The sequence below is a fragment of the Bradyrhizobium sp. Leaf396 genome (assembly GCF_001424605.1).
In the GTDB taxonomy this organism is placed as follows: domain Bacteria; phylum Pseudomonadota; class Alphaproteobacteria; order Rhizobiales; family Xanthobacteraceae; genus Bradyrhizobium; species Bradyrhizobium japonicum_C.
On record NZ_LMQJ01000002.1, the window covers coordinates 65322 to 88715 of the forward strand.

At 65.4% G+C, this 23394-nt stretch carries 22 protein-coding genes; 4 read left to right on the top strand and 18 right to left on the bottom strand.

The genetic code is table 11. The annotated features are described in order from the left end of the window. Positions 1–18: 18 nt before the first annotated feature. From miaB to murJ, 9 genes are all read right to left on the bottom strand, one after another. Positions 19–1413: a tRNA (N6-isopentenyl adenosine(37)-C2)-methylthiotransferase MiaB gene (miaB, locus tag ASG57_RS02720; protein ID WP_057195628.1), complete on the bottom strand. Its 1395-nt coding sequence runs from the start codon at positions 1411–1413 to the stop codon at positions 19–21. Positions 1414–1601: 188 nt separating this feature from the next. Further along, positions 1602–2282 (bottom strand): HAD family hydrolase, encoded by a 681-nt coding sequence (locus ASG57_RS02725; RefSeq protein ID WP_057195703.1) that lies wholly within the window; start codon positions 2280–2282, stop codon positions 1602–1604. A gap of 4 nt (positions 2283–2286) precedes the next feature. Next, complete coding sequence (locus tag ASG57_RS02730) at positions 2287–2742, bottom strand: Fur family transcriptional regulator (protein WP_024338540.1); 456 nt, start codon at positions 2740–2742, stop codon at positions 2287–2289. 40 nt (positions 2743–2782) lie between these two features. After that, positions 2783–3268, bottom strand: coding sequence for a ribosomal protein S18-alanine N-acetyltransferase (gene rimI / locus ASG57_RS02735; RefSeq protein WP_057195629.1), 486 nt, complete (start codon positions 3266–3268; stop codon positions 2783–2785). Next, the gene (gene tsaB / locus ASG57_RS02740) at positions 3265–3960 is read right to left on the bottom strand and encodes a tRNA (adenosine(37)-N6)-threonylcarbamoyltransferase complex dimerization subunit type 1 TsaB (RefSeq protein ID WP_057195630.1); all 696 of its coding nucleotides are present in this window, start codon (positions 3958–3960) and stop codon (positions 3265–3267) included. Before tsaB ends, rimI begins: the two co-directional genes overlap by 4 nt. A gap of 89 nt (positions 3961–4049) precedes the next feature. Beyond that, positions 4050–4619 (bottom strand): NifU family protein, encoded by a 570-nt coding sequence (locus tag ASG57_RS02745; protein WP_024338537.1) that lies wholly within the window; start codon positions 4617–4619, stop codon positions 4050–4052. 176 nt (positions 4620–4795) lie between these two features. Then, positions 4796–5290, bottom strand: coding sequence for a universal stress protein (locus ASG57_RS02750; protein WP_057195631.1), 495 nt, complete (start codon positions 5288–5290; stop codon positions 4796–4798). 90 nt (positions 5291–5380) lie between these two features. Next, positions 5381–6433, bottom strand: coding sequence for a tryptophan--tRNA ligase (trpS, locus tag ASG57_RS02755; RefSeq protein WP_024338535.1), 1053 nt, complete (start codon positions 6431–6433; stop codon positions 5381–5383). Positions 6434–6516: 83 nt separating this feature from the next. Beyond that, complete coding sequence (gene murJ / locus ASG57_RS02760) at positions 6517–8049, bottom strand: murein biosynthesis integral membrane protein MurJ (protein WP_057195632.1); 1533 nt, start codon at positions 8047–8049, stop codon at positions 6517–6519. Positions 8050–8173: 124 nt separating this feature from the next. Here murJ and ASG57_RS02765 point away from each other — a divergent pair, with 124 nt between their 5' ends. Next, positions 8174–9175: an adenosine kinase gene (locus tag ASG57_RS02765; protein WP_024338533.1), complete on the top strand. Its 1002-nt coding sequence runs from the start codon at positions 8174–8176 to the stop codon at positions 9173–9175. Between the two features lie 141 nt (positions 9176–9316). On the opposite strand, the gene ASG57_RS02770 is transcribed toward ASG57_RS02765, so the two are convergent. Next, positions 9317–11011 carry an AMP-binding protein gene (locus ASG57_RS02770; protein ID WP_057195633.1) on the bottom strand — a complete coding sequence of 565 codons (1695 nt, stop codon included), beginning with the start codon at positions 11009–11011 and terminating at the stop codon, positions 9317–9319. A 161-nt stretch (positions 11012–11172) separates the two neighbouring features. Beyond that, positions 11173–12369: a serine hydrolase domain-containing protein gene (locus tag ASG57_RS02775; RefSeq protein ID WP_057195634.1), complete on the bottom strand. Its 1197-nt coding sequence runs from the start codon at positions 12367–12369 to the stop codon at positions 11173–11175. A gap of 349 nt (positions 12370–12718) precedes the next feature. On the opposite strand from ASG57_RS02775, the gene ASG57_RS02780 reads away from it, so the two are divergent. After that, positions 12719–13039 (top strand): hypothetical protein, encoded by a 321-nt coding sequence (locus ASG57_RS02780; protein WP_024338530.1) that lies wholly within the window; start codon positions 12719–12721, stop codon positions 13037–13039. Positions 13040–13148: 109 nt separating this feature from the next. After that, complete coding sequence (locus tag ASG57_RS02785) at positions 13149–14642, top strand: NAD-dependent succinate-semialdehyde dehydrogenase (protein ID WP_057195635.1); 1494 nt, start codon at positions 13149–13151, stop codon at positions 14640–14642. A 116-nt stretch (positions 14643–14758) separates the two neighbouring features. On the opposite strand, the gene ASG57_RS02790 is transcribed toward ASG57_RS02785, so the two are convergent. The 3 genes from ASG57_RS02790 to ASG57_RS02800 all read right to left on the bottom strand — a co-directional run bounded on the left by ASG57_RS02790 (position 14759) and on the right by ASG57_RS02800 (position 18212). Further along, on the bottom strand, positions 14759–15673 hold the full coding sequence (locus tag ASG57_RS02790) for a phosphoribosylaminoimidazolesuccinocarboxamide synthase (protein ID WP_057195636.1): 915 nt from the start codon (positions 15671–15673) through the stop codon (positions 14759–14761). Between the two features lie 73 nt (positions 15674–15746). Beyond that, positions 15747–16664 (bottom strand): pirin family protein, encoded by a 918-nt coding sequence (locus tag ASG57_RS02795; RefSeq protein WP_024338527.1) that lies wholly within the window; start codon positions 16662–16664, stop codon positions 15747–15749. A 177-nt stretch (positions 16665–16841) separates the two neighbouring features. Then, on the bottom strand, positions 16842–18212 hold the full coding sequence (locus tag ASG57_RS02800) for an MmgE/PrpD family protein (protein ID WP_024338526.1): 1371 nt from the start codon (positions 18210–18212) through the stop codon (positions 16842–16844). A gap of 117 nt (positions 18213–18329) precedes the next feature. Here ASG57_RS02800 and ASG57_RS02805 point away from each other — a divergent pair, with 117 nt between their 5' ends. Then, positions 18330–19442, top strand: a complete 1113-nt coding sequence (locus ASG57_RS02805) for an FUSC family protein (protein ID WP_024338525.1) — start codon at positions 18330–18332, stop codon at positions 19440–19442. A gap of 6 nt (positions 19443–19448) precedes the next feature. Here the strand turns inward: ASG57_RS02805 and ASG57_RS02810 are convergent, their stop codons facing one another. From ASG57_RS02810 to ASG57_RS02825, 4 genes are all read right to left on the bottom strand, one after another. Next, positions 19449–20759 carry an SMI1/KNR4 family protein gene (locus ASG57_RS02810; RefSeq protein ID WP_024338524.1) on the bottom strand — a complete coding sequence of 437 codons (1311 nt, stop codon included), beginning with the start codon at positions 20757–20759 and terminating at the stop codon, positions 19449–19451. An 85-nt stretch (positions 20760–20844) separates the two neighbouring features. After that, positions 20845–21495: a 2-hydroxychromene-2-carboxylate isomerase gene (locus ASG57_RS02815; protein ID WP_057195637.1), complete on the bottom strand. Its 651-nt coding sequence runs from the start codon at positions 21493–21495 to the stop codon at positions 20845–20847. Next, the gene (locus tag ASG57_RS02820) at positions 21492–21980 is read right to left on the bottom strand and encodes a DUF2867 domain-containing protein (RefSeq protein ID WP_057195638.1); all 489 of its coding nucleotides are present in this window, start codon (positions 21978–21980) and stop codon (positions 21492–21494) included. The genes ASG57_RS02815 and ASG57_RS02820 overlap by 4 nt, the downstream gene beginning before the upstream one ends. Next, entirely contained in the window at positions 21977–23377 is a 1401-nt protein-coding gene (locus tag ASG57_RS02825; RefSeq protein WP_057195639.1) for an MATE family efflux transporter, read from the bottom strand. Before ASG57_RS02825 ends, ASG57_RS02820 begins: the two co-directional genes overlap by 4 nt. Positions 23378–23394 lie beyond the last annotated feature (17 nt).

The window sequence follows — 23394 nt, forward strand, 5'->3', positions numbered from 1 at the left end:
GCGCTTTTTGGCAAGGGTTCAGGCTCCAGTGGCTTGCGATAAAGCGTGCTCGCGCGCGCCACGCGGCGTCACGAGTTCGCCGAGAAAACTGTAGCGCTCGAGGCGGTCGATGCGCACCGGCAGGATTTGTCCGATGATGTCGGGCGAAGCCATCACATGCGCCGGCTGGAGGTAGGCGGTGCGGCCGACGATCTGGCCCTCCTTGCGGGCCGGACGCTCGAACAGCACGTCGACCGTCGAGCCGATCGCAGCCTTGTTGAAGGCCGATTGCTGGCTGTCGATCAGTTCCTGGAGCCGCTCCAATCGCTGGTCCATCTCGGCGGGGGATACCGTCTCCTGCATGTCCGCCGCCGGCGTTCCCGGCCGGGCGGAGTATTTGAACGAATAGGCTGCAGCGTAGCCGATTTGCGCGACAAGTGCGAGGGTGGCGAGAAAATCTTGCTCGCTCTCGCCGGGGAAGCCGACGATAAAATCTGATGAAAAAGCAATGTCTTGGCGTGCAGCACGGAAACGGTCGACGACGCGCCGGTAATCATCGGCGGTATGTTTCCGGTTCATGGCGGCCAGTATGCGGTCCGAGCCCGATTGCACCGGCAGGTGCACGAACGGCATCAGGGCATCGAGATCGCGATGGGCTGCGATCAGGCTGTCGTCGACGTCGCGAGGATGGCTGGTCGAATAGCGCAGCCGCGCGATGCCGGGAATGGCCGCCAGATGTTCGAGCAGCCGGCCGAGCGGCCAGGTTTTCCCGTCCGGACCCTCGCCGTGATAGGCGTTGACGTTCTGCCCGATCAGCGTGAGCTCGCGCACGCCGTTGTCGGCAAGACGCTTCACGTCATCGACGATCTTCGCCACGGGACGCGACACCTCGGCGCCGCGCGTATAGGGAACGACGCAGAAGGTGCAGAACTTGTCACAGCCTTCCTGCACCGTGACGAAGGCGGAAATCCCGCGCGCGCGGATGGCGTCTGGCTTGGGCTGGGCCAGGAAGCCGAACTTGTCTGCCGCAGGGAATTCGGTCTCGATCGCACGGCCTTCACTGCCGGCGCGTTTCAACAGCTCCGGCAGATGATGATAGCTCTGTGGCCCGACCACGACGTCGACCGCCGGCGCGCGGCGAACGATCTCCTCGCCCTCGGCCTGCGCCACGCAGCCCGCGACGGCGATCTGCATCGCGCGGCCCGCGCGCGCGGCTTCGTCCTTGGCCACGCGCAGGCGGCCGAGTTCGGAATAGACCTTTTCCGAGGCCTTCTCGCGGATATGGCAGGTGTTGAGGATGACGAGGTCGGCATCCTCCGCGCTGGCCGTCTCCACGAATCCTTCCGGCGCCAGCGTATCCACCATGCGCTGCGCATCGTAGACGTTCATCTGGCAGCCATATGATTTGATGTGCAGCTTGCGCGGCGGCGTCATGGAACCCGGAATGGAGGTGGAGGACGGCCTTCAGATATAGGCTGAAGGGGGGAAAATCCAGCGAATGGAGGCATTTGGATTGTGATTCCGGGGTGCGCGCAGTCGCGAGCCCGGAATCTCGCGCCAAAACCCCTGGATTCCGGGTTCACGCGCTCCGCGCGTGCCCCGGAGTGACACAAAGAGCGGAATTAGCCCGCCAGGGCCTTCGCTCCCGCACGCCGGACAAGCTCCGGCAGCTGATGCATGTCGGCAAAAATCAGGTCGGCGCCAGCCTCGCGCAGCGTCTCGGCATAACCGGGCCGGCAATGGCTGCCCCCGTAGAAGCCGAACACCGTCATGCCCGCGGCCCGGGCGCCGGCGATGCCGGCCAGGCTGTCCTCGATCACGACGCAGCGCTCGGGCGCCACGCCCATTTCGCTCGCCGCCAGCAGAAACAGGTCCGGCGCCGGCTTGCCGTTCTTCACCTGCGAGGCCGAGAAGATGTTCGGCGCCAGGCGCTCGTAGAGACCGGTACTTCCCAGGCTCACGCGCATACGCTGGTGCGAGCCGCTCGAGGCGACGCAGACAGCTTGCGTAACGACATCGAGCACGTCGCGAATGCCGCGGATCGCTTCGAGGTCGGCCCCGAACGAGCGGAACAGCTCGTCCTGAAGATCGCCGTGATAGGCCTCGGGCAGCTTGCGGCCGAGCTCGGTCTCGATCTCGAGATTGGCCTGCCGCGTCGAGCGTCCCAGGAAGCGTTCGAACACCTGCTCCGAGGTGATCGGATAGCCGTGCCGCGTCAGCACGTCGGCATGCGCGCGACAGGAGATCACCTCGCTGTCCACGAGTACGCCGTCGCAATCGAAGATGATGAGGTCTATCGGCACCAAATCAGGACGTCGGCTTGTCGTCGTCGAGCGGCACGCAATAGAGCTCGAGCCGGTGGTCGACCAGCTTGTAGCCGAGCTTGCGGGCGATTTCCGCCTGAAGCTTCTCGATCTCCTCGGAGGTGAACTCGATCACCTTGCCGTCGCGCAGATTGATGAGGTGGTCGTGGTGACTGTCGCGCATCTGCTCGTAACGCGCGCGGCCCTCGCGAAAATCGTGGCGTTCGATGATGCCGGCATCCTCGAACAGCTTCACGGTGCGATACACGGTCGAGATCGATATCTTGTCGTCAACGGCGACGCAGCGGCGGTACAATTCCTCGACATCCGGATGGTCGGCAGCCTCCGCGAGCACGCGGGCAATGACCCGGCGCTGCTCGGTCATGCGCATGCCCGTGGCAGCGCAGCGCGCCTCGATATCGGACGCTTTGGATGTGGAGGAGGGTTTCAATGCGGTCATAGGTTTGTCTGCCTGGCGGAGGCGTTTTCTGCCACCAATGTTACGACAAGTCACGCCGCATCAGAAGGGCGTTCAATTGTTCCCCGTTCGGCTGCTTATAGTAGCGTTCGCGGCGTCCGACCACCGTGAATCCGGCCCGCTCGTAGAGCCGCCGCGCCGGCTGGTTATTTTCCTCGACCTCGAGAAATATTGTGCGAACGCCGCGTCCGGCGAGATGGCCGAGATGGGTCATCAACAGCGTGCGGGAGAGGCCGCGGCCGCGATAAGCCGCGTCGACCGCGATCGAGAGAATCTCCGCTTCGTCCGCGCCGACCCGCGACACCGCAAAGCCGATCGTCTTGCCGCCCAGACGCAAGCGATGCACCAGCGTGTTGCGCTCGCTGATCATGCTCTCGAACTCGCCTTCGCCCCAGCCGCGCGCGAAGGACGCGCCGTGCAGCTGCGCGAGCCGCGCGGCATCGCGCAAGGTCGCAGGCTCGACGACGGCGCTGCCGCCGCGCCACCATTCGGACAGCCATCCCATCATGAGGTCGCGGCTTGTGCTGCGAGGTGCTTCTGCGCCGCCGGCTTTGCGTCCGGCGCCTTCAGATAGAACGGCCGCGCCGGGGTGGTGTCGGGATTGGCAGCTGCACCAAGCCAGGCGATCCAGCCGATGTCGGGCGCAGGTTGCGCGTCGACCGCGACAGGCTGCGGTCCATCCTTGGGCCAGCGATCGGCGAGGATGCTTGCGGCATTGCCGACCAGATGCGGCGCGCCGAATTGCGAGGCGGCGATCGCCTCGTCGATCGAGGCGACACCCGGTCGCACCAGCTGGCTGCCGTCCCCGGCCACGATCTGGAAAAAGACATGGTCGTGCCGCGCATCGATTGCGGAGAGCACGGGCGCCGGCTTGTTCTGGCTGACGATGGCCGCGGCATAGGCCGACAGTGTCGTCAATCCCACCGCGGGCTTGCCGGAGGCAAGCGCCAGTCCGCGTGCGGCCGAGATGCCGACGCGCAATCCGGTGAAGCTGCCGGGCCCGGTGGTGACGGCGATGCGGTCGAGCGCGGTGAAGCCGAGCTCGGCCGATTGCATCACCCGCGCGATCAGCGGCATCAGGGCTTCGGCATGGCCGCGCTTCATCGGCAGCGATTCGTGCGCGCGCAGCTCGGCCGTTTCGGTGTCGAGCACGGCGGCTGCGCAGGCGTCGAGCGCAGTATCGATGGCGAGGATCAGCATGAAAAAGCGAATGGCGGGTGGCGAATAGCGGGCAGTCTAGCCGATCCGAGTTCCATTCGCCATTCGCTTGCTCGCCATTCGCGCTCCAATCACATCGGCCGGACTTCGACCACGTCCGGAACGAAGTGCTTCAGCAAGTTCTGGATGCCGTGCTGGAGCGTGGCCGTCGACGACGGGCAGCCGGCGCAAGAACCCTTCATGTTGAGATAGACGATGCCGTCCTTGAAACCGCGGAAGGTGATGTCGCCGCCGTCATTGGCGACCGCCGGCCGCACCCGGGTCTCGATCAGGTCCTTGATCATGTCGACCGTCTCGGCGTCGGCCTCATCGAAGAACTCGTCCTCGTCGTCGAGATCGGCATCGCCTTGCGCTGTGCCGTCGGCAAGCAGCGGCGCGCCCGACATATAGTGCTCCATGATGGCACCCAGGATCGCGGGCTTGAGCTGCTGCCATTCACCGTTCGCCTTGGTCACGGTGATGAAATCCGATCCGTAGAACACGCCGGTGACGCCGGGCACGTCGAACAGCTTTTCAGCCAGCGGCGAGCGCGCGGCTGATTCGCGGCTCGAAAACTCCATCGGGTTGCCGTCGACCACGACGCGGCCGGGAATGAACTTCAGCGTGGCGGGATTGGGAGTGGCTTCGGTTTGAATGAACATGGCTTTCTCCAGACGTCGCCGGTTCAAGGCCAGCGCGTACCTATCCACTAGCAGATGGCGAGGGGGAACGCACGATCAAGGGGCAGGGCGAGCATTTCAAAGCCAGATCAGAGGCTTAGGCACTAGATTGCCCTTCCCTGGATGGGGCCCTCCAGGGAAGGGTAGGAGGCACCGCGCTACGACAGCAGATCCACGCTCTGGTCGCTCAGCGCCCCCGAGATGATCGTCACCGGTATTGGAAAGGTTCCGACCGCCTGCGCGAGCATCGCGACCAGCGGTCCCGGCCCTTCCGGGCCGGGATTGGCGGCCAGCACCAGCATGGCGATATCGGGATCCTCGTCGATCACCGCGAGCAGCTGTTCCATCGGCGCGCCCTCCCGGATCACCCGCTCCGGGGTGATTGCGGCGATGCCATTGGCCCGGCCGGCGGCGCGGTCGAGTGCGGCTTCGGCGGCCTCCTGCGCTTCCGCGCGCATGATGTCGGCAACGCCAAGCCATTCCTGGCTCTGCTGTTCGGGCTCGATGATGCGAAGCATCACCACGCCGCCCCCGGCCCGAATCGCCCAGCGGCTGGCGTAATACACCGCGCGATCCCATTCGGCGGTGTCATCGACGATGACGAGGCATTTGGGCTTGTGGCCCGGCTCGTAGCAAAGTCGCTTGCTGGTCATGCATGTCCCGGAATGTGCACGGCCGGCATGCTGCCACACTCGCCTTCGCTTTGGGAGAGGGGGCGCCGGACGGCGTCACGAGAGCGAAGGTCAGCGCCGGCGGATGAAGCCGACGATGTCCTTCGAGAGCTTCATGGTCTCGTCGGCGATGGCGCGGGCACGGTCGGAGCCGTCGTTCAGGATCGCGTCGATATGGCCGGGGTCGGCGACGAGGCGCTTCATCTCACCGGCGATCGGCGCGAGCTTGGTGACGCACAGCTCCGCCAGCGCGTTCTTGAAGCTCGAGAACTGGCCGCCGCCGAAATCGCGCAGCACATCGGCTTTGGAGCGGCCGGAGAGCGCGGCGAAAATGCCGACGAGGTTGTCGGCCTCGGGGCGGGCTTCCAGGCCCTTTTCCTCGGTCGGCAACGGTTCCGGATCGGTCTTCGCCTTGCGGATCTTCTGCGCGATGGTGTCGGCATCGTCGGTGAGGTTGATGCGCGAATTGTCGGAGGCATCCGACTTCGACATCTTCTTGGTGCCGTCCCGCAAGCTCATCACGCGCGTCGCCGGTCCCGTGATCAGGGGCTCGGGCAGCGGGAAGAACAGGCCGTCACTGGCGCCCTGGGCACGAATGGAATCGCCGAAATCGTTGTTGAACTTCTGCGCGATGTCGCGCGAAAGCTCGAGATGCTGCTTCTGGTCCTCGCCGACCGGCACGTGAGTGGCGCGGTACAGCAGGATGTCGGCCGCCATCAGCACGGGATAGTCGAACAGCCCGACCGACGCGTTCTCGCGGTCCTTGCCGGCCTTCTCCTTGAACTGGGTCATGCGGCCGAGCCAGCCCATGCGCGCGACGCAGTTGAAGATCCAGGCGAGCTCGGCATGGCCCGAGACCTGACTCTGGTTGAACACGATGTGCTTCTTCGGATCGATGCCGGCAGCGATGAACGCAGCGGTGACCTCGCGGGTGTTGCGCGTGAGCTCGGCCGGTCCGCCCCAGACGTCGACGCCCTGCGTGATCGCGTGCATGTCGACGACGCAATAGATGCAGTTGTGGGTTTCCTGCATCTTCACGAAGTTGACGATCGCGCCGAGATAATTGCCGAGGTGCAGATTGCCTGTCGGCTGGACGCCCGAAAAGACCCGTTCAACGAATGGCATGGTCAGCCTTCCCATAGGTATTCGCGCCGTCGTTTCCAACAGCGGCGCTGCCCCGTCAAGGGTATTTCGCCGGGCCTCGTGGTTTAGCGGGGCCGTTTCAACGCGCCGACCGCCTCATGCCAGGAGGTGACGCCGAGGATCCGCAGGAGCAGGCCATAGACGGCGATCCCCGCCGCGATCTGCACACCCAGCGCGACGAACTTGATGAAGCCTTGGCTCTCGGCAGGCACCAGACCTGTGGTCAGCCAGAGCAGGCCGCCCATCGCGATCGCGGCCAGCGCGATCCGCGGCAGCCGCGTGCGGGCGCTCGCATCGACCGCGAAGCCGAACTCGCTCGTGCCCTTGCGGAGCAGCGCGAGCGCGCTGCTCCAGGCGCCGGCCGCGATGCTTGCGGCGATCCCGCTCGCGCCGAAGACATGGCCGAGCAGAAGCGCGAGCACGACCGTCACCACGAAGCCCTGGGCCGTGGCCAGCAGCGGCGCCATGGTGTCGCTGCGGGCATAGAACGCCGGCGACAGCGCCTTGATCAGCACATGCGCCGGCAGGCCGAGCGCCAGCCAAATCAGGGCGTTCGCCGTCGCCGCGCTGTCCTGTGCGCCGAAAGCGCCATGCTCGAACAACAGCCGCACGATCGGCTCGGCCAGTACGATCAGGCCGAGGGTCGCCGGCAGCGTCAGCCCGGTCGCAAGCTCCAGCGCGCGCGATTCGGCGTGCGCCACCGCGTCGCGATCTCCGCTGCGCACGGCACGCGTCAGCTCCGGCACCAGCACCGTTCCCATGGCGACGCCGACGATACCGAGCGGCAGCTCGATCAGCCGGTTGGCGAAATAGAGCCAGGACACCGCGGAGGGCGTCGCCGAGGCGATGATCGCGCCTGCGACCATCAGCCATTGCGGGCCCGAGCTTGCCAGCATGCCGGGGATGGCCTTGGCGAAGAAGCCGCGCATCTCCTTGTCGAAGCTGGCGCGCAGCGGCGTCGCAAGACGCGCGCTTCGCTGCGACAGCAGCATGAGAAGCTGCAGCAGGCCGGCGATGCCGACGCTGGCCGCCAGGATCCACGCGGCGAAGCTTGCATCTGCGCGGTCCAGCAGCAGCACTGCGATCGCGGCGATCAGCGCGATGTTGAACAGCAGCGGCGAGAACGCGGTGAGGGCAAAGCGCCCTTGCGCATTGAGCAGTCCCATCAGCACCGTGACCGGACCGGCAAAGGCAAGGTAGGGCAGCATCAGCCGCGCATTCGCGACGGCGAGATCGAGCGTGCCGCTGCCGAGGAATCCCGGCGCGATCACCGTGATGACCAGAGGCATCAGAAGTGCGATGACGATCGAGATCGCGATCAGGGCCGCGCTGACCGTGCCGAGCACGCGCCCCGCGAATGCCGCGGCAGCCCGCTGCCCGTCATGGTCGCGGATACGGAGCCAGGCCGGGATCAGCGCCGCGTTCAGCGCGCCTTCGCTGAGAAGCCGCCGGACCACGTTGACGAGCTGAAACGCCGCCAGAAACGCGTCCGCCACGGCGCCGGTCCCGAGCAGCGCCGCAATCAGGGAATCGCGGGCAAAACCCAGCAGCCGCGAGGCCAATGTTCCCGTCGAGACGGTCAGGAAGGAGCGGATCATTGCCGTCGAGAATACCGTTGCTTGCTCGTGCCGGCCCGGTCGTGATAGGCCGCGAGCCGGATTTCAGGCGCACAGGAAGCGGATTTTCGCGGGTATCGCAATCCGCCAAACAGGATCAAGGTGAATGGCTGACGTGAAATACGACGTTCTCGGCATCGGCAACGCGCTGTTCGACGTGCTGGTCAGGACCGACGAGGCCTTTCTGGCCAAGCATGGCATGACCAAGGGCAGCATGTCCCTGATCGACGAGGCGCGCGCGGCCGCCATCTACAAGGACATGGGGCCGGCCACGGAAGTCTCGGGCGGCTCGGCCGCCAACACCATCGTCGGCATCGGCAGCCTGGGGGCACGCGCCGCCTATGTCGGCAAGGTCAAGGACGACCAGATCGGCAAGCTCTATGTCCATGACATCCGCGCCGCCGGCGTCGCCTTCGACACGCCCGCTGCCAAGGATGGCCCCGCCACCGGCTGCTCCTACATCCTGGTCACCGGCGACGGTGAGCGCACCATGAACACCTATCTCGGCGCGGCGCAGGATCTGTCGCCCGCCGACATCGACCCGGCCGAGATCGCGGCAGCCGGCATCGTCTATCTCGAGGGTTATCTCTGGGACCCCAAGAACGCCAAGGACGCCTTCGTCAAGGCGGCCAAGATCGCCCATGACGCCAAGCGTAAGGTGGCGCTCACGCTCTCGGATTCCTTCTGTGTCGACCGCTATCGCGACGAATTTCTCTCCTTGATGCGCAACGGCACCGTCGACATCGTCTTCGCCAACGAGTCCGAGCTGCACTCGCTCTACATGACCTCGGATTTCGACACCGCGCTGAAGCAGCTGCGCAACGACGTCAATCTCGGCGTCGTCACCCGCAGCGAGAAGGGCTGCATGGTGGTGTCGGTGGAAGACGCGGTTGCCGCGCCCGCATTCCCGGTCGACAAGGTGGTCGACACGACCGGCGCCGGCGATCTCTTCGCTGCAGGATTCCTGTATGGTTTGGCGCGCAATCTTGCCTACAAGCAGTGCGGCGAGCTCGGTGCGCTTGCGGCTGCCGAAGTGATCCAGCACATCGGCGCGCGGCCGCAAGTGTCGCTGAAGGAGCTGGCGGAGCAGCGCGGGCTGACGGCGTAAGGCTCTCGCCACTCTTTCCGTCATTTCGAGCCAACGGGTCCGCGCGAAGCGCGGCCCGATGACGGGCTCAGCGAAGCAATCCAGTCTGTCTCAGCGCAAAGACTCTGGATTGCTTCGCTAGGCTCGCAATGACGGTGTAGCTCACGCCGTCTTCGCCGCCTTCAATCCCAGTCGCTGCTCCACCGCATCCCGCATCACGAACTTCTGGATCTTTCCCGTCACCGTCATCGGAAACTCCTCGACGAACTCCACGTAGCGAGGGATCTTGTTGTGGGCGATCTGGCCGTCGCAGAAGGCGCGGACCTCCTCGGCCGTCAGCGTCTCGCCCGGCCTGACGCGGATCCAGGCGCAAAGCTCCTCGCCGTAGCGGGTGTCCGCGACGCCGAAAATCTGCACGTCCTGGATCTTGGGGTGACGGTACAGAAACTCCTCGATCTCGCGCGGGTAGAGGTTCTCGCCGCCGCGGATCACCAGATCCTTGATGCGTCCAACGATGTTGCAATAGCCCTCGTCGTCGATGGTGGCGAGGTCGCCGGTGTGCATCCAGCCATGGGCATCGAGCACATCGGCCGTCTTTTCCTTCTCTTCCCAATAGCCCAGCATGACGCTGTAGCCGCGCGTGCAGAGCTCGCCGCGTTCGCCGCGCTTGACGATCTTGCCTTCGAGATCGACGACCTTGACCTCGACATGGGGGTGAATGCGGCCCACGGTCGAGACGCGCCGCTCCAGCGGGTCGTCGGTCGCGCTCTGGAAGCTGACCGGGCTGGTCTCGGTCATGCCATAGGCGATGGTGACCTCGCGCATGTTCATCTCGGTGTTGACGCGCTTCATCACCTCGATCGGGCAGGGCGCGCCCGCCATGATGCCGGTGCGCAGCGATTTCAAATCGAACGTCTTGAACTCGGGATGATCGAGCTCGGCGATGAACATGGTGGGCACGCCGTACAGCGCGGTGCATTTCTCCTGCTCGACCGCGCGCAGCGTCGCGAGCGGATCAAAGCCCTCGCCCGGATAGACCATGGTGGCGCCGAGCGTGACCGAGGCCAGATTGCCCATCACCATGCCGAAGCAATGATAGAGCGGCACCGGAATGCAGATGCGGTCCTGCTCCGTCAGGCGCATCGCGCGTCCCGTGAAGTAGCCGTTGTTGAGGATGTTGTGGTGGGTCAGCGTGACGCCTTTCGGCGAACCCGTGGTGCCGCTGGTGAACTGGATGTTGACGGGGTCGTCGAACTGCAGCGCGGCGCCGAGCGCGGCAAGCTGCTGACGATGCTCCGCTCCGCTCATGCGTGCGACGTTGTCGAAGGGGATCGTGCCTGGGGCCGCCGGGCCGCCGATCTGGATCACCATCCGCAAAGCCGGCAACCGCGCTGCCTGCAAATGTCCAGGTTTCGCCCGCGCCAGCTCCGGAAGCAGCGTGTTGAGCATCTCCATGTAATTGCTGGTCTTGAACGCGGTGGCGGTGACGATCGCCGCGCAGCCGACCTTTTTGAGGGCGAATTCCAGCTCGCTGAGCCGGTAGGCGGGGTTGATCGTCACCAGGATCAGGCCGGCTTTGGCGGCGGCGAACTGGGTCAGCGTCCATTCCGGCCGGTTCAGCGACCATATGCCGATCCGCTCCCCCCGTTCGAGCCCGAGCGCGAGAAAGCCCGCGGCGAGCGCGTCGACCCGCTCGGCGAACTCTTTCCAGGTCCATCTGACGCCGTGGCTGGGCGAGACGAGCGCCTCGCGATCGCCCCAGCGCCGCACCGCGTGGTCCAGGCTGCGACCGATCGTGTCGCCGAGCAGTGACGTGTCCGAGATACCGCAGACGTAGCTGTCCGCCTTGTCAGCCAAATTATCAGCCAAGTCGAAATCCTCTCGTCAAAATACCCAGCATGGTCTTCAGTCGCCATGCCCGGGCTTGACCCGGGCATCCACGTCTTTGGCGCCTGCGGCTGCACGTGGACGGCCCGGACAACAAGCCCGGCCATGACGGGTGATGAGAGTCGCGCCCCTTAGGCCGCCTTCTGCCCGCTCCCGGCAGCATCGAGCCCGGCATAGACCCCGCGTTCGAATCCCGCGAACGCTTCCAGGCATTTCGCATCGGCGAACGGCAGAAGCTGCATCAGGATCACGCCGGTGACGTCGCGTGCAGGATCGATCCAGTAATAGGTGTTGGCGAGCCCCGCCCAAGCGAGGCTGCCGGCGCTACGGCCCTCGGCGGTCTTGGCGGTGTTGATCATGAAGCTGAGGCCCCACTTCTTCACCTGCTCCGGATACAGATCGACGTCGTTGGTGTACATCGGGGCGGCCGTCGTCATCTTGCCCATGGCGAGATCGCCGATGTGGTTCTGCCCCATCGTTGCGACGGTCTCGGCCTTCAACACCTGGTTGCCGTTGCCGCGGCCCTTGTTCAGGATCATCTGGGTAAACCTGATGTAGTCCGCCGCCGTCGAATAGAGGCCGCCGCCACCCATGTGGAATTCCGGCTCCTGCTCGAGCTCGAACGGGATGGCAGCCAGCTGGCCGTCCTCGCCGCGCGCGTGCATGCCGACCAGGCGCTTGCGCATGTCGTCGGTGATCTTGAACGCCGTGTTGCTCATGCCGAGAGGGTTGAACAGATTGTCGCGCAGATAGGCGTCCAATCGCTTGCCGCTGGCGGCCTCCACGGCCTTGCCGACGAAATCGATGTTGGTGCCATATTCCCAGCGCGTGCCGGGGTCGGTCATGATCGGGGTCTTCAGCGCCGCGTTCTGGCAGGTGGTGATGGCGGGAATGCCGTTCTTGTCCAGATAGACCGCGAGATCGCCGTTCCACATATTGTAGCAGAAGCCGGCAGTGTGGGTCATGAGCTGGCGCAGCGTGATCGGGCCCTTGGCGGGGCGCAGCTTTGCCTCGCCATTGGCGTCGAAACCTTCGAGCACCTGCGGATTGGCGAGATCGGGCAATACATCGCCGATCGGCGCATCCAGCGACAGCTTGCCCTGCTCGACCAGCTGCATCGCGCCCGCCGTGGTCACCGCCTTCGTCATCGAGGCGATCCAGAACACGCTGTCGTCGGTCATCGCATCCGGCCTGGACAGGTCGCGCTTGCCGAACGCGCCCTGATACAGCACGTCGTTGCCGCTCGCGGCGATGGCGACGACGCCCGGAATCTCCTTGGTCTCGCTCTTCTGCCGCAGAATCTCGTCGATGTCAGCTTTGCTTTGCATGGCGTTCCTCAGGTTTGATTATTGTTGGAAGCAGCCGATTGTCCTCCCGGATGGCCGGCGCGGCAAGCGCATCTATGTACCTGAACCGGTCGCGATGTCGTGACTTGACGGTCTTGATCTAGCGCAGGACGACAACGCGGCTGAGCGCCTACGCTCTTTCACAATCTGCGGTGGATCGACGTGCCTCGCCCTCACCTTGGACGGGCTTCAGGCCGATATGCTTCGTGGTTGTCGAACCCTTGAAACATTTCGTGAGCTGCCGCGTTCAGCACCCGGTCCCGATCGAGGGGCCGATAAGACTTAATGCAAATGTTGCCGGCCGTGTGGATGGGCGGCGAGGGGGCCTCGGATGATTTCGACCTGGAGCGAATGGAAGCGCTATCCCCGTCCGGGACGCGGCGAGAACCTGGAGGCGCCGATTTCGCCGGGGATCTATGAGGTGCGCGTCGCCGGCACCGGCGCACTCTACTCGTTCGGGGCGGTGGACAATCTGGCGCAGGCGCTGTCGCTGTTGCCGGTCGGCTCGAAATCATGGTTCGGCCGCCGCGACACCTCTCATGTTCCCGATCTCGAATACCGGACCTGCGCGACCTCCTCGAAGGCCGACGCCAAGGCCGCGGCCGAGCGGATGATCGGCCGTCGCGAGACCTATATGAGCGGCGCGGCCTGAGGCCGCTGCCAGTTTAGCTGCCACCTGACGTGCGTTTGCGGGGCGGTGCATTGCGCACCGTCTATCTCTATATTGCGGCCGATCCGATCGCCGCCAGGGAGAAACGCCAATGACCCAGACCGCCGCCGCTCGCGCTCCGCAAGCCACCTCCAATCTGCGCGACCGGCTGAAGGACCCGTCGCTCCTGAAGGAGGCCTGTTATATCGACGGCGCCTGGGTCGGCACGCCGGTATTCGCCGTCAACAATCCCGCGACCGGCGTGGAGCTGGCAAAAGTCCCGCAGCTTGGCGCGGACGACACGACCAAGGCGGTCGAAGCGGCCGAGCGCGCCTTTCCGGGCTGGGCCAAGCACACGGCAAAGCAGCGCTCCAACATCCTGCGCAAATGGTTCGAGCTGATCATCGCCAACCGCGAGGACCTCGCGCTGATCCTCACCTCCGAACAGGGCAAGCCGCTTACCGAGGCTCTGGGCGAGGTCGATATCGGCGCCGCCTACATCGAGTTCTTTGCCGAGGAAGCCCGCCGCGTCTATGGTGAGACCATCCCGACGCAGCGGCCCGATGCGCGCCTGCTCGCGATCAAGCAGCCGATCGGCGTCTGCGGCGCCATCACGCCCTGGAATTTCCCGAACTCGATGATCACGCGAAAGGTCTCGCCGGCGCTGGCCGCCGGTTGCACCGTGGTGCTGAAGCCCGCCAATGAGACGCCGCTGTCGGCGCTGGCGCTCGCCGTGCTCGCCGAGAAGGCGGGCATCCCCAAGGGCGTGCTCAACATCATCACGGGTGACGCACCGCCGATCGGCAAGGTGCTGTGCGAGCATCCGGCCGTGCGCTTCGTCGGCTTCACCGGCTCGACCGCCGTCGGCAAGATCCTCTACCAGCAGGCCGCCGTCGGCGTGAAGCGGCTCGGCCTCGAGCTCGGCGGCAACGCACCGTTCGTGGTGTTCGACGACGCCGACATTGACGCTGCGGTCGAAGGCGCGATCGTCTCGAAATACCGCAACATGGGCCAGACCTGCGTTTGCGCCAACCGCCTCTATGCCCAGGACAAGATCTACGACGAGTTCGTGCAGAAGCTGTCGAAGAAGGTCGCGTCGATGAAGATCGGCGACGGCACCGAGAGCGGCGTCACGCAAGGACCCTTGATCAACATGAAGGCGGTCGACAAGGTCGAGCGCCACATCGCCGATGCCGTCAAGCGCGGTGCCAAGGTCGTCACCGGCGGCAAGCGCAGCGAGCTCGGCCGCTCCTTCTTCGAGCCGACCGTGCTGGCCGACGTCAAGCCGGATTCGCTGGTGTCGCAGGAGGAGACCTTTGGCCCGCTTGCCCCGGTGATCCGCTTCAAGGACGAGGCGGACGTCATCGCGATGTGCAACGCCTCGCCATTCGGCCTGGCCTCGTACTTCTACTCCCGCGATCTGGGCCGCGTCTGGCGCGTCGCCGAAGCGCTGGAATCGGGCATGGTCGGCGTCAACACCGGCCTCATCACCACGGAAGTCGCCCCCTTCGGCGGCGTCAAGGAAAGCGGCCTGGGGCGCGAAGGCTCGCGTCACGGCATGGAAGAATATCTCGAGATCAAATACGTGATGATGGCGGGGGTGTGAGGCACCATTATCTCTCCACGTCATTGCGAAGCGAAGCAATCCAGACGATCTCCGCGGAGGGACTCTGGATTGCTTCGCGACGCTCGCAATGACGGAGCGAGACGCGACAGTCGAGGCTAAATCTTCAACTCCGATCCCGTCACGCGCCGGTACGCTTCCAGATATCGCTTGCTGGTCGCTTCGACGACGCTCGCCGGCAATGGTGGCGGCGGGGCGTCGCCGTTCCAGCGGCCGGCGCGGCGCTCGGCGTCGAGATAGTCGCGCAATGGCTGCTTGTCGAAGCTCGCCTGCGGCTGGCCGGGCTTGTAGGTGTCGACCGCCCAGAAGCGCGAGGAATCCGGCGTCATCACCTCGTCGATCAGAATGATGCGGTCGTCCCTGTCGCGGCCGAACTCGAACTTTGTATCCGCGATGATGATGCCCTGTTCGCGCGCCAGCTCCTCGCCGAGCGTGTAGATCGCGCGCGTCATGCTTTCCAGCGTATAGGCGACCTCGTCGCCGACCACTTCGCGCATCTTCGCGATCGTGATGTTCTCGTCATGGCCACTCTCGGCCTTGGTGGCGGGGCTGAAGATCGCAGGCTCCAGCTTCTCGCTCTCGACAAGCCCGGCCTTCAGCTTCTCGCCGGCGAGCGTGCCGCTGGCGGCATATTCCTTCCAGGCGGAGCCCGAGAGATAACCGCGGATCACGCATTCGATCGGAAACACGGTGGTGCGCTTGCACAGCATGGCGCGGCCGAGGATCTCGGCGCGGTGCGGCTTCAGTGCCGGCACGGCCGCAATGATCTCGTCGGTGTCCGCGCTGATCATGTGATGCGGCACCACGCCTTCGAGCTCATTGAACCACCACGCGCTGATTTGCGTCAGCACCGCGCCCTTCATCGGAATGGTTTCGCCCATCACCACATCGAAAGCGCTGATGCGGTCGGTGGTGACGAGCAGCAGGCGCTCATCGTCGACGGCATAGATATCGCGCACCTTGCCGCGTCCGATCTTGGGAAGCGGCAGGTCGCTGGAGAGCATGGTGGTCATGGGCAAGGCTTTCGCAGGCTTTCAGGCAGGCATCCGGCCGTGCCTGATGGCATTGGCCGGAGACCGGATTAGCCTATTCCGGCAGCGGAATGAACTCATGTTCCTGCGGAACTGGCGCGAAACGGCCGGTTTTCCAGTCCTGCTTGGCTTGCTCGATCCGCTCCTTGCTGGATGAAACGAAATTCCACCAGACATGGCGTGGACCTTCCAGCGCATCGCCGCCAAGAAACATCATCCGGGTCGCCTTGAGCGCCTTCACCGTAATGCGGTCGCCGGGGCGGAAAATGAGGAGCCGCGGCCCTTCATAGCGCTCGTTCGCGATCTCGACCTCGCCGTCGACGACATAAATCGCGCGCTCCTCGTGATCGGGATCGAGCGGCACGCTCGCGCCGGCGAGGGCAGTCACCTCGGCGTAGAACCAGGGCGACACCATCGATACGGGCGAGGTGATGCCGAACGAGGATCCCGCGATCACGCGCGCGGTGAAATCGCGTTCGGTGATCATCGGCAGGTCGCCCGCCCCGTAGTGTTGGAACGACGGCGCGATTTCTTCCGATCCGGCCGGCAGCGCGATCCAGCTTTGCAGGCCCAGCATCTTCTGGCCCGAGGCACGCTGTGCATCCGGCGTGCGCTCGGAATGGGCGATGCCGCGGCCGGCCGTCATCAGGTTCATCGCCCCCGGCGCGATCTCCTGGACGTTGCCTTCGCTGTCGCGATGCATGATCGCGCCGTCGAACAGATAGGTGACGGTGGCGAGCCCGATATGCGGATGCGGCCGCACGTCCATGCCTTTTCCGGAGACGAACTGCACCGGTCCGAAATGGTCGAAGAAGATGAAGGGCCCGACCATCTGCCGCTTGCCGTGCGGCAGCGCCCGGCGCACCGCGAAGCCGTCGCCGAGATCGCGCGTCCGCGGCACGATGACGAGATCGAGCGCATCGCAGGACATGGGATCGCCGAGCACGGGATCGTTCGAGGGCTGCCAGCTCATGGGGGACTCCTTGTGTATTTCGCGAGCCTGATTGTAGCAGGATACCATGCCGCAGTCGCGGCAAAGCCCGACCTCATGCGCTTGTGACTTGGGAATGTTCGATATGTCGCAGCGGTCGCCATGCCGGGACAAGCCGGTCATGCATGGCGCAGCATACGGGCAGCGGCAAACGGATGGTTACTGACGTCCCAGCTCGGTCGCCTGCGCCACGCGGTCGAAGCGCTCCAGCGTCATGATCGCGTCCGCGAATTTCTCCGCCCGCGCGTTCAGCACGGGGCGGGCCAGCGTCAGGAATTTCTGCTGCATGGCCTGCGCGTCCGGGAACGAGGTCGGCTCGCCGGAGGGATCGGCATAGAGCCGCTCATGCACGCCGTCGTCGGTGGTGATGCTGACGCGCGCCCCGAACGGGTGGGTGCGGCCGATCTCGAGCCGGTCGTCCTGCACCACGTCGAACTTGTCCGCGAGCGCGTCGATCGCGGCATCGCCAAGCCGGTTGTAGTCGTCCCAGCCGAACGAGCCCTGGTCAAGCGCGAGCGCGCCGGTGAAGAACATCGAGAACTGGCCGCCCACGATCGAGCGCGGATGGCGCTTGGTCGCGGCATCTCCGGTGAGCGTGATGCCGTTGCGGTGCAAGCCGATCTCGACTCGCTTGACTTGGTCGGGAGTCAGATTGTGCTCGCGCCGCATGGCGATCAGGGCGTCGATCGCGGCATGAGTGTAGCGGCAGCTCGGATAGGGTTTCACGCCGATCTTCATCGTCTCGTAGGTCTTGCCAAGCTCGGCGACCGCTTTGTCCGGATGCGCGTCGTCGGTGTAGCCGGCGAGCAGGCCGTGCTTGCCCTCGATCGATTCGGTCGCGCCGACGAAATCGTTGCGGGCGAGCGTCGCGGCGATCACGCCGTTCATCGCGGCCGCGCCGACCTGGTAGCGCTTGTTCCAGGCGCCGTTGACCAGGAATTGCAGCGAACCCGCGGCCTGGCTGCCGGACACGCCGAAGGCCGCGATCAGCTGCTTCTCGCTGAGGCCAAACAGTTTTCCGGCCGCTGCGGCAGCGCCATAGGTGCCAGCCGTCGCGGTCGGATGGAAGCCGCGTGCATAATGCGAGGTCGGATCGAGTGCGTTGCCGAGGCGGCAGCAGACCTCATAGCCCGCGACGATCGCCGTCAGCACGTCGCGGCCGGACGCGCCGACCATCTCGCCGACGGCGAAGGCCGCAGGAACCACCGGGGCGCTCGGATGCAGCGAGGAATCGGCGTGCGTGTCGTCGAAATCCAGGGAATGCCCCAGCGCGCCGTTGAGCAGGGCCGCGACTGCCGGAGTCCAGGTCTTGGTATCGCCGAACACGGTGGATTCGCCCTTGGTGTCGAGCGCGAGCGCCTCCAGCATCTTCAGCATCGACGGGGTCGATTCCGCCTCGCGCCTTGCCCGGATCGCGCTGCCGAGAAAGTCGAGCGTCAGCACTTTGGCGCGCTCCAGCACCTCTGCCGGAATATCCTGGTACTTCAGATTGGAGACATAGGCTGCGAGCGTTGCGGTTTCAAAGGCCATCGTGTTTCCTCGTTTTGGCCGGCAAGTTAGGCGGGCTCATTTCGCCTTTCAAGCGGCCTTGCGGCCGCGGGCATCAGCTATGCTCCTGGCAGCTTCGACCGGATCGGGACGTTGACGATGGCACTCGCAGGACAGCTGTTCGACAGGATCCGGGCGCGAAGGACGCAGCTGGGGCTCGCGATCCGGGTCACGGTGGCGGCGACCGCCGCCTACGCGATCGCCACCGCGCTGCACCTCTTGCTGCCGCTCTGGGCGGTGCTGACCTCGCTGATCGTGACGCAGATGAGTGTCGGCCGCTCGCTCAAGGCGACGCGCGACTACATGCTGGGCACGATCGGCGGCGCCGTTTACGGCGGTGCCATCGCGATCCTGATACCCTATTCCAGCGAAGCGGGCCTGTTGGGGCTCCTGGTCCTCTCGGTCGCCCCGCTTGCGTTCATCGCCGCGATCAATCCGAGCCTCAGTGCCGCCACGGTGACCGCGGTGATCGTGCTGCTGGTTCCGACCATGCACCATTCCGATCCCCTGGCCTCGGCGATCGATCGGGTGAGTGAGGTCGCGGTCGGGGCGGTCACGGGATTGCTGGTGTCCTTCCTGGTGCTGCCCTCGCGCGCGGTGCGGCAGATCCGCGCCAGCGCGGCCAAGCTGCTTGAATTGATCGCCGACGCTTTCACCGAGCTGCTTGCGGGCCTGACGCGCGGCCGTGACAACGATGCGCTGCACCGGATTCAGGACGGGATCGGCACTGCGATGGTCGATCTCAACGCGATCGGCTCCGAAGCCGAGCGCGAGCGCGCCGCGCATCTGTCGAGCGGCCCGGACACCGGCCCCTTGCTGCGCACGATCCTGCGGCTGCGCCATGACGTCGTGATGATCGGCCGGGCCACGGTGGTGCCGCTGCCGATCGAGGTGCAGACGCGGCTGGCCGGCCCGTTGACGGAGGTCTCGACGGTGATCGCCCGTTTCCTGCGTTCGGCCGCCTCGGCCTTGCGCGAAGGCGCAGGCGCGCCGCCGATCCATCCGGTCCACGTCGCGCTCCAGCACTACGCCGAAGCGGTCGCGTCCGTGCGGCAGGACGGCCTGATTCGCGGCTATCCAGGCGACACCGCCGAGCGCTTCTTCGCACTCGGTTTCTCCCTGGAGCAGATGCACCAGAATCTGTGCGATCTCGATCGTGTCGTCGGCGAATGGTCAGAGGCGGCGAGCAAGTCCGCGCGCATTGCAGACTGAATGGTGTTACAGATCGAAGAACGCGAGCTGCGTCGCATCGCGCCGCTCTATGCCCTCGGTCAGCGCGTTCAATGCGGCATCGAAGCTTGGCTGAGGTTGCTCCAGTTCCCACGCCCCGTCATGGTCCCATTGAAAACACTGACCATAGCGCGTTCCGGGCTCGACATGGAGGAGGAGACAACGGCTGAGCTGCGATGGTTCCGCAATCGGCACCAGGTGCTTTAGCGACACGCCGTATTGCTTGCGAAAATGGGCGCAGGCTTCCTCGAGCACTTCCTCGGAATAGGCGATGAAATCGAGCAGGCTTCGATGCTGCGTGGCAAGCTCATCCGGTCCATAGAAGCGAAGCTCGGAGGAGGACTCGGGCAGCCGCACCAGCAGCTCCGTCTCGCCGCGGGTCAGCAGGAAGTCGCGATAATCATCGGGCAGTCTGACTCCGAGGGCCCGCTGCGCAGCACTCACATCGGCTTCGCTCGCTGGCGTGCCGGGCCTCCAGCGCCAGCTCCTGGCCGATCCCGCCTTGCGCCGGCTTTCGTACTCAGCATAGCCGGGAAACGCAATGATGTCCTCGTAGCCGCCGAAGCGCGACCATTGATAGGCATCGTCTAAGGCTTCTTCCCGCCGCTCGGGGAAATATCCGCAGACAATCTCCGCGCGCTTGAGGATGTGTTCATGGTTCGGGGCGGTCCTGCACAGGTGCTCGGCGGTCTTCAGCGCCGCATCTGCATCGTCGGCATAGAGATAGGCGTCGCACAGCAGCTCGAGAATGCGCTCCTCGAGGTCGTTCTCGGAGATGGACCACGCATAGTGCGGCTGTCCGGATGCGCGCCGCGCGCGGATTTCATTGTGTGCCTGTTCAGCAAGGCGCACCGCCCCGGCCGGGTCGTCTCCGGCAGCGTAATCGCGGCGTGCGGCGTGCCAGAGATACAGCGGCTCGTGCTCGGCCGGCGTGCCCTTGAGCAGGTCGAGTTGCTTTGCCTGCTCCGCGAGTGGGCCGCTGAGCGCCAGCATCATCAGCTCGTCGAGTCCTTTTTGCCAGTCCGGCTTTGCCTGCGGATCGGGCAGGAGATTGCGCAACGTATAACGCGTGTGGTGGGTCTCGACGTAACCGTGCGCTACCAGTTCGGCGGCATGGCGACGGAAGGCTGCGGCGGCCTCGGCAATGTCCGGAAATTCCTCGCGCAGATATTGATCCGATCCGGGTTCGTCGTCCCGGTTCATGCGGATGCCGATCACCATGGGCTCGCTGCCCGGGATCAGCATCAGCTCGCGATCGTCGTCGCCCGGTGCGCGATGGAAGAATTTTGCCAGATGCATGCGACCTCCGGACGCGCCGCCGGTATTGGTGCGGGGCGCCTCGTCTCAGTCGTCGGCTCGAAGACTTGGGTTCAGGTCGGCGGTCTTACCGCCGCGTCAGGCCCTTGCTCTGCATGCGCCAGACCAGGAGATCGACGCGGTCCTGGCCGAAGAACGGCTCGTTCTCGAATACGAAGGTCGGCACGCCCCAATGGCCTGACGCCGCGTGGTCCGTCTCGTTCTCAGCGATCACCTGCTCGTAGCGATCCGGGTCGGCTGTGATCGCCGCATCCATTGCGGCGAGATCGAAGCCGGCTTTCTCGGCCGCCCGCGCGAGATGATCGCCTTCGTTCCATCCGGCGACCGAGCCGTCCCAAAGCACGCGGGCGATCGCGCAGGTGAATGCGAGCGAGCGGCCTTCGAGCTGCGCCATGGCACCCAGCCGCGTCAGGCGGTGGATGTAGGGCTGCTCGGCCGCGACCTCCAGCGTCGTCATGTCCTGCACGATCGGATCGGGCCGCGGAAAACGGAACGGGATGCCCTCGTATTCCGCCACGCGGATGGAATCGCGAACGACGTAGCGCGCAAACTGCGGGTTGGCCTTCTTGAAAAAGCCGGGCACGCGCACCGCGAGCGGATAGACCGGCCGCAGGTTCACGGCCAGATCGTAGTCTTCGACGAGTTTTTGCGTCTTGGGCAGCGCCAGATAGCTGTAGGGGCTGCGGAAGGAGAAGAAGAGGTCGACGGCGAGGGTCATCGTGCTGGCTCCACAATCCGCCCCATCATGCTGCGGACCACGAGCTTGTGGAAGGGCATGATCAGCATGAGATAGGTGCGGCCGAGCAGATTGTGCGTGCGCACCAGCGTGGTTGACGTCACCTCGCGGTCCGCCGCCGAGCCTGCGACATCGACCACGATGCGAAAATCGAGATGGTAGTCGTTGAAACCAGCGACCAGCCGTTCGGGCGTTTCGCTGAGCACCGGAAACAGGCCGATCAACCCGTGCGGCGCCGGAGCGCCTTCGCCCGATGTCCTCAGTCCGAACGGTTTCACCAGAATGTTGCGCAGGCGCAGCAGCGCGTCGGTCCAGCGCGGCCCGTGGAGCACCATCCTGGTGCAGGCTTCGCGGGCATCGAGCGCCGCCGCGCCGATCTCCACGCGAAACGCGTCGATGAACTGCGCGCCTGCCAGCACCGTTTCGACATCGACATTGGGAGTGATTTCGCGAACTGTCCCGTTCATGCCGCCAATCTGCGCGCGAGCATCCGGAAGCGCAAGATCAGGAGACCGGCATAGACGAACGTACCGACCGAGAATCCGATCCAGACACCGATCGCGCCCAACCTTGTGTGGAACGCCAGCACCCAGCCGATCGGAAAGGCGATGCACCAATAGCCGATCGCCGCGAACAGCAATGTCATCCTGGTGTCGTTGATGCCGCGCAGCGCGCCGCCCATGATGGTCTGGAGGCCGTCGGCGATGAAGAAGCTGGCGCCGACCAGCAGCAGAGTCCCGGTCAGTTCGACCGTCGCCGCGCTTTCGGCGCCGCCGCCGAAAAACAGCCGGCCGAGCTGGTAGCGGCCGATTATGATGGCGATGGTCAGCGCTGAGACCAGCGCGAGGCCGAGCACGGCAGCGACCAGCCCCGCGCGCTTCACTGCCGCCGGATCATTGCGGCCGAAGGCATGGCCAACCCGCACCGTCGCTGCCATGCCGATGCCGAGCGGCACCATGAACAGCACCGCCGTGACCTGGAGCGCGATCTGGTGCGCGGCAATCGCAGTGGTCGAGATCAATCCCATCAGCAGCGCCGCCGAGGAGAACAGGCCGTATTCCAGCAGCAGCGAGAACGAGATCGGCGCGCCGATCGCAATGAGCTGGCGCATCAAGGGCCAGTCGATCCGCCACAGGCGCGCGAGCGGATGGTAATCCGCAAACGGCTCGCGCAGCGCCGCGATCGCGAGCGCGGCGAGGAAGGTGCCGAGATTGACCAGCGTGGTCGCGAGTCCTGCGCCGAACAGCCCGAGCTCCGGCAGGCCGAACAGGCCGTGGATCAGGGCATAGACCAGCGCGGCATTGATCGGGATCGCCGCCACGGTGATCCATAGGGGCGCCTGTGGCCGGTTCACCGCGCTCATCATGCCGCGCAGCGCGATGAAGCCGAGCGCCGGCGCGACGCCCCAGGCGAGGCCGTTCAGGTAGCGCTGCGCCAGCGCCGCCGATTGCGGCGCCTGGCCGAGCGCGAGCAGGATCTGCTCGCCGTAGAGCGGCGAGGCCATCATCGGCAGCGAGATCAGGAGCGCAACCCACAGGCCGACGCGCAAGGAGCGGCGGATCAGCCTGACGTCGCCGGCACCGAACGCCTGCGCGGCCAGCGGGGACACCGCGGACGTCAATCCGAGCCCGAAGGTGAAGCTGACGAAATAGACCGTATGGGCCAGCGCCGCAGCGGCCACGGCGTCCTCGCCGAGCCGGCCGATCATCGCCAGGTCGGTGGTGATCATTGCGATCTGCCCGAGCTGCGTCAGCATCAACGGCACGGCGAGGCGCAGCGTCTCGGCCAACTCCTCGGCGAGATGGTTCGGCGGTGCATCCGAGCGTGCGTGGCCCGGCTGTTCGGTGTCCAGAAGTTCAGTCATGGCAAGGCCATAGCAGC